This window comes from Ruegeria sp. (assembly GCF_028066395.1).
Taxonomy (GTDB): Bacteria; Pseudomonadota; Alphaproteobacteria; order Rhodobacterales; family Rhodobacteraceae; genus Ruegeria.
The window spans coordinates 1-6695 of sequence record NZ_JALCBM010000030.1 but is presented as its reverse complement, the minus strand read 5'-3'; the positions used below and the strand labels follow the sequence as shown (position 1 = coordinate 6695).

Annotated in this window: 5 protein-coding genes; 1 reads left to right on the top strand and 4 read right to left on the bottom strand. The window is 62.1% G+C overall.

Features of this window, described 5'->3' with window-relative positions:
- Positions 1-228 (bottom strand): inositol monophosphatase family protein (locus tag MPJ51_RS11105; protein WP_298386204.1); only part of this gene is annotated, 228 nt, incomplete at its 3' end.
- A 424-nt stretch (positions 229-652) separates the two neighbouring features.
- On the opposite strand from MPJ51_RS11105, the gene MPJ51_RS11100 reads away from it, so the two are divergent.
- Positions 653-1384, top strand: a complete 732-nt coding sequence (locus tag MPJ51_RS11100; RefSeq protein WP_298386199.1) for a hypothetical protein — start codon at positions 653-655, stop codon at positions 1382-1384.
- Between the two features lie 61 nt (positions 1385-1445).
- Here MPJ51_RS11100 and tcuA read toward each other — a convergent pair whose 3' ends face one another.
- The 3 genes from tcuA to MPJ51_RS11085 all read right to left on the bottom strand — a co-directional run.
- Positions 1446-2921, bottom strand: a complete 1476-nt coding sequence (tcuA, locus tag MPJ51_RS11095) for an FAD-dependent tricarballylate dehydrogenase TcuA (RefSeq protein ID WP_298386196.1) — start codon at positions 2919-2921, stop codon at positions 1446-1448.
- Between the two features lie 4 nt (positions 2922-2925).
- Positions 2926-4596 (bottom strand): thiamine pyrophosphate-binding protein, encoded by a 1671-nt coding sequence (locus tag MPJ51_RS11090; RefSeq protein WP_298386193.1) that lies wholly within the window; start codon positions 4594-4596, stop codon positions 2926-2928.
- A gap of 3 nt (positions 4597-4599) precedes the next feature.
- A partial coding sequence (locus MPJ51_RS11085; protein WP_298386190.1) for an FAD-dependent oxidoreductase occupies positions 4600-6695 on the bottom strand: 2096 nt, incomplete at its 5' end.

Here is a 6695-nt window from a genome sequence, read left to right as displayed (position 1 = left end):
GTCCTGACCTTCGAACCCGTGTTCTTCGCCGAAAATGCCGTGATCGGGGAAATGCTCCGCAAGATAAGCGCGCACTTCGGCCTCGACCGCCTTGTCGGCCTGCGTAACGGGGCTTTCATCCGACTTGAACTCAACCCCCAGCCGCCCGCGAAAATACCCCCTGGCCGTCCGGGTGGCGATTTCAGCGATTTTGACAGCATGGGCCGCCGGGTCGTGGGTTGTCAGCATTGCGCCAGATTTCCTTCAACGGGGTCGCTTGTCGAGGCGAATTTGAATGATCGCAAAGACATGGCACAGGCCCGAAGGGGGTTCAAACGGAATGTCATCATCGCAATGGCCGCTGTTCCAGCCGCAGATTGGCCGGGGTCGGATTTCTTGCCAGAACATCATGGGTCAGTATTGCCAGACGCGCCTGCGAGGAAGCCAACCCCAAGGTCCGGGTTTGACTGCCCAGCTCACAGCCTATACCTCGGGCAGTAAGGCGTGAGAATTTGAGGGTAAGTTGAACATGCATTTGGTGATCCACGCAGGTGCGTTGTTTACGGATGAAGGCAGGCTTCTCAAAGGGTTGCAGGCAAATGCTCAAGTGATCGGTCAGAACGAAGGAATTGTCTGGGGACATCGACGCTACAGACAGGTTCTGGAGCCGGCTTTGAAGACCCCCGAAGACGGGGGCGCGGCGCCTGAAACTCATGCCAAACTCTTGTCCATGATCCCGCAAGGCAAACCCGTTGAGCGCGTGATACTGTCCGCGGCGGCATTGATCGGAGAGCATCCTGCGATCATTGCGGATGGTCAGCTCTATCCGCACGCGGGACAACGTATGGCGCTTTTGGATCGTGCCCTGCCGGATGTGACGGTTGAGCTGTTTGTCGGGCTTTGCAATCCCGGCACCTTCATTCCCAAAGCCCTGATGCAGCTGTCTGACCCCCAGCGACGCGCTGTCGTCACATCGACCGACCTGAGTTGTCTGGGCTGGTTGCCCATGATCGAAGATATCCGTGACCTTGCGCCGGACGTTAAGATCACCCTGTGGCGGAATGAGGATTCGCCCCTGATCTGGGGGGATATCCTGCGCGCCATCGCGGATGTGCCGCAGGACACACCGGTTGTGAATGAGTTCGGGCTTCTCTCGTCACTGGTGTCGGAGGCTGGGCAGCACCAGATCGAAATGGCGGCGGAGGTCGCGCCATCCGAACGGGACGCAACCTTTCGCGAGGCTCTGGCGCAGGTCTTTCAGGACCACGCCCTGCCCGAGGCAATCGAGGAAGAGTTGGACCTGCCGGGATGGAGCAATGATCTAGTTGCCGCGTTTACCGAGCTTTACGAACAGGACGTCGCGCGCCTGCAGTCCATGCCGGATATCCGTTTTCTCGCACCGTGATGCATGCGAAAAGCATTTCTCTTTCACATATCAATATATTACATTTCTAACTTAATCCACTCTACCCAACGGGAACATGCGATCCGGCCAACCGCCCGAAGACCGATCCGTTGATCAGCCCGGTGCCGCCGGGATAGTTGAAGAAGAATACACCGCCCACCAGTTCTCCAGCGGCGAACAGGCCGGGAATCGGTGTCAGGTCATTGTCCAGCACCTGTGCCCGGTCCGGATCGATCCGCAAGCCACCAAAGGTGAAGGTGATGCCGCAGCCGACCTGATAGGCTTCGAACGGGCCTTCATCCATCCTGTTGGCCCAGTTCGATTTCGGCACCGACAGACCCTTGGCCGCGCGTCCATCCTTGACGTTGGGATCGAACGGCGTGCCAGTATCGACGGCGGCGTTATAGGTGGCGATTTCATCCAGAAAGCCCTGCGGATCGACGCCTTCCATCTTGCGGACCAGTTCCTCTAGGGTCGGGGCCGAGACCTTGGTGACCCGTTTGATGCGGTATTCGTCGCGCAGCAAATGGGTAACCTTGGCGTCGAAGACCTGCCAGGCGAACTGATCGGGCTGGTTCAGGATCACCCGCCCGTATTTCGCGTAAGTGTAATTGCGGAAATCCGCGCCCTCATCCACGAAGCGCCGCCCCGTTGCGTTGACCATGATCCCCCAGGGATAAGAGTGTTTCTGGAACCCGTCCCCTACATCCAGATCACCAAACTCCGGCGCGTTGTAGTCCCAGCCAACCGCGTGGCAGCCGGACCAGTTGCCATAGCTGGACGCGCCGACCTCCAGCGCCATGCGAATGCCGTCGCCGGTGTTGAAGCGCGAGCCGCGTACCCGTGCCATCTCCCACCCTGGGCCGAGGTAACGGGTGCGCATCTCGGTGCTGGCTTGAAACCCGCCCGAGGCCAGCACGACCGAGCGCGCCTTGAGGTCAAACACCTCACCCTTGTGCCGCACCTTGACGCCGGTCACCGCATGGCCATCGGTCAGCAACGACAGTGCGCGCGTGTCATAGCGGATCTCGACCCCCGCCGCGCGGGCGATTTGGGTATGGGCATCGACCAGACCGGGGCCGCCGCCCCATGCCTCAAGCGTCAGTCCGCCCCAGAACTTGAACCGTCCATCGACCTTGAACGCCTGCCGCCCGTAGATCGGCATGAATCGGATACCCTTGTCGCGCATCCACAGCATGGTCTCGCGGGACGATGTGACCAGCCGTTCGCACAGGGCCGGGTCGGTGCGGTAACGGGTGACGCGGAACATGTCGTCAAAGAATTGATCCGTGGTGTAGGTGCCGAAATCTGTGATGGCGATCTGATCTTCGGACAGGTCCGGGCACAGGGCGCGGATGTCATCGACCCCGTCATAGGCGAACCGGATCGCCCCGGCGGTATAGCGCGAGTTGCCGCCATTCTCGGCCTCGGGCGCGCATTCCAGCATCAGGACGCTTGCGCCGTTTTCCCGCGCGGCGTGGGCGGCGCAAAAGGCGGCGTTGCCCGCACCGATGATGATTGTGTCCCAGGTTGTCATGCTCTCAATCCTCTTTCGGTGCGGTGAACAGGTCCTTGCGCAGGGTCATCAGCGCGCTAGGGTCGATTTTGGCCTGTATGACAGTGGTCTGACCGCTGGCGATAGCCTCGGTCAGGGCTGGACCCATGTCGCCCGGGCCATCGACCCATATCCCCTTGCCTCCGCAGAGTTCGGCGAAGTGATCGAACCGGGGTGACTGGATTTCGGCCCCCAGCAGACGCCCGCCGTAGAATTCCTGCTGATAGGCTTTCTCGGCCCCCCAGGCCTGATTATCCAGCACGACGATGACGATGGGCAGGTTGTGTGAGATTGCGGTCTGAATCTCGATCATCGTATAGCCGATTGCCCCGTCCCCCATGATCGCCACCACCGGGCGGTCGGGGGTGGCGGCCTTGGCCCCGATGGCGGCGGCAAGGCCAAACCCGACCAGACCGAAATCCAGCGGTGTGATCAGGGACAGCGGCTGATAATGTGCCAGCCGGTCGGCGGCCTGCAGGCAGGTGTTGCCGGTGTCCAGCGTGACGATGGCATTTTCCGGCAACGTCTCGCGGATTTCTGCCAAGGCCCGGCGAGGATGCATTGGCAGGGTGGCAATCTGCGCCTCCTCTGCCCGTTCTGCACCAAGGCTGGCTATGTCCATTTGGAATTCCGTTCGCCATGCATCCGCTGCGGGCCTCGGAGTCGCCGCCGTCAACGCCTCGGCGGTCAGCCGGGCGTCGGCCTGCACTGCGATTTCGGCCGGGAAATACCGCCCCACCGCCGCGCCATCGATATCCACATGGACAATCCGCGTTTCCACCCCCACATAATCATTGCTGTGAAAGGTCGAGTTGAAGCCCAACCGCGCGCCCAGCACCACCATCACGTCAGCCTCTTTGGTCAAGCGGCTGGCAACCCGGTTGCCGCGCGGACCGGCCTGACCGGCAAACCACGGGTGGCCATGGCGCATCACATCGGCATGCCCGGTCGAGGCAACCACGGGTATTTCCAGCGTCTCGGCCAGCGTGGTCAGTGCTTCGCGCCCCCTGCCCCATTTGAACCCGCCACCCGCAAAGATCACCGGGCGCTGCGCGGTCGACAGCATCTGCGCAATCGCCGCGATATCCTCGGGCGCGGCCGGTCCGGGGCGCGCGATATTGACCGGCTGTAGATCGACCGAGGGCACAGTCGCCGCAAACAGATCACGCGGCACATGCAACACGACGGGTCCGCGGCGACCCGAATTGGCCAGCCGAATGGCGTCCTCCAGCATCGGGGCCAGTCGCAGAGGATCGGTGACCATGACCGAGCGTTTGCAGATCGGCGCAAACAGGGCGACCTGATCGACCTCCTGAAACGTGTCCTTGGCCTGATCGCCCCGCGTGATTGCGCCTGCAATCACCACCAGCGGGGAATAGGCCAGATGCGCCTCGGCCACGGCGGTGACCAGATTGACCACACCCGGCCCGGCCTGCGCGCCCAAGACCACCCCGGGTTTGCCGGTCATCCGCGCCCAGGCGTCGGCCATATGCCCCGCCGCACGTTCATCCCGCGCGCCGACATAGGCGATCTCGCCGCCCTGATACATGGCATCATAGAGTTCAAGCATCGAGCCGCCCAGCAGACCGAACACCGTGTCGATCCGGTTGGCTTTCAATACGCGATAGACGGCCTCACCGCCGGTGATCGTGGTCATGGGTTACTCCTGAGATCGGGGGCGCTGGTTTTGCGGATCATAAAGCGCGTCGGGGTGGATGGTCACGGGAACCTCGCGGTTCAGGATCTGAACGGTCAGGTTTTCGCGCGGGGTGCCTTTGCGCACGAACAGCCAGCCCAGCGATTTGCCGACCGAATAGCCATAACCGCCCGAGGTGGTCAGGCCCACGGGCTTGCCGTCGCGCAGCACCGGCTCTCCGCCCAGAATATCCGCCTCGTTGTCTTGCAGTTCGGCATACAGCAATTCCCAACCCGGTTCGCGGGTCAGAAGCGCGTCTTTGCCGATGAATTCGCGGCCCTCTGGGCGCACGAACCGGTCCAGCCCGACATCATAGGGGCCGATATCCGTGGTTAACTCCGCCGAGGCGCGATAGGCCTTTTCCATCCGCATGCCGTTGAAGGCGTAAGAGCCCAGATCGACCAGCCCATGTTCGCCGCCAGCCGCGTGCAACGCATCGTAAAGCTCGGCAATGCGGTCTAGCGGCGCGTGAAGCTCCCACCCCAACTCGCCAACAAAGGAGACCCGCAGCGCATAGACCGGAATGCCTGCTACGGTGATTTCCTGCCCCGACAGCCAGGGGAAGGCCGCATTGCCCAGATCGGCTTCCGTCAGTTGGTTCAGAATCTGGCGCGAGGCTGGCCCCGACAGCGCCAGCATGCCCCAATCGGCCGAGCGGTTGATCACCCGCACTTCCTCACCCGCCCGGATATGCGACCTGATCCAGTCGAAATCAGGGGTTTCACGGGCAATGGCCGAGCCGGTGAAATAGCGATCCTCGGAGATACGCCAGATGGTAATCTCGGTCTCGAACCGGCCTTTCGGGGTGAGTAGATGATTGAGGCTCATCCCGCCGTCGCGGGCAGGGATTTTATTGGCCGAGAGACGATCCAGCAGGCGACCCGCATCCTTGCCGGTGATCTCGAATTGCGCAAAGGCGCAGAGGTCGATGACACCGGCGGCAGTACGGGTGGCTTTGGCTTCGGCCATAGCGTTTGCATGCCAATGCTGGCGGCCCCAACCGATCTGTTCAACCTCGCCCACTGCGCCGAAATACCTCGGGCGCTCCCAGCCGGAGACCTCGCCGAACACCGCGCCTTTGGCCGCCAGACGGTCGTACAGAGGATGCCGGTTGAGCGGTCGCAGACTGTGAAACTGCTTGCCCGGGCACGGCGTGTCATGGCGGCGCATGAACTCGTCCTTGGTGCGCTCGACAATGAAGTGATCGCTGGCGAAATCGCCATAGCGGCGGGGGTCCATCGACCGCGTGTTGATCTCGGCCTCGCCATGGACCATCCAGTCCGCCAGCACCTTGCCCGCGCCGCCGCCCCAGGCCAGCCCGATGGAGGAGCCACAGGCCAGCCACACATTCGGCGCGCCAGAGGGGCCTACCAGCATGCCTCCATCCGGCGTATGGGTGATCGCACCGCGCACCACGCGTTTGATGCCGAGGTCCGCCAGCACCGGCATCTTGTCCAGCGCGATCATCAGGAAATCCCCGATCGAGTCGTAGTCGGCCTCAAACAACTCATTCTCGGCAGCCCAGGGCGCGCCATCGGGTATCTGCCAGACGGTTGGGCAGACATGGCCTTCGTAAATGCCGATCAATCCGGATTGCTGTTCCTGCCGGATATAGCCGCCAAAGGCGTTATCGCGCATCACGGGCAATTCCGGGCGACCGGCGAATTCGGGCACAGTATCAGTGACCAGATAGTGATGCAGACAGGAGACCGAAGGGATTTTCAACCCGAACCACTGCCCCACCTGATTGGCATATGACCCGGCAGCAATGACAATCTGCTCGGCCAGAACATCACCCTTTTCGGTACGTAGCAACCAGCCGTCACCTTTGCGAGATGCTCCGATGACGCGATTGTGCCGTTCAATCCGCGCACTCCGTGCCCGTGTTGCCGCCGCCAGCGCCATGGTCACGCCAGACGGGTCGATATGCCCGTCGCTAAAGGTTTGCACCGCTGCCTTGACGTCATCGGTCTTGTAGAACGGGTTGCCTCGTGCGACCTCCGCTGGCCCGACCAGTTCCATCGGCAAATCCAGCAGCCGCCCAACGCCCATGATCGATT

What these genes read in the sequence shown, in the direction of transcription:
- tcuA (WP_298386196.1), bottom strand. Translation starts at nt 2,921, where the DNA reads ATGACAACCTGGGACACAATCATCATCGGTGCGGGCAACGCCGCCTTT.
- MPJ51_RS11090 (WP_298386193.1), bottom strand. Translation starts at nt 4,596, where the DNA reads ATGACCACGATCACCGGCGGTGAGGCCGTCTATCGCGTATTGAAAGCC.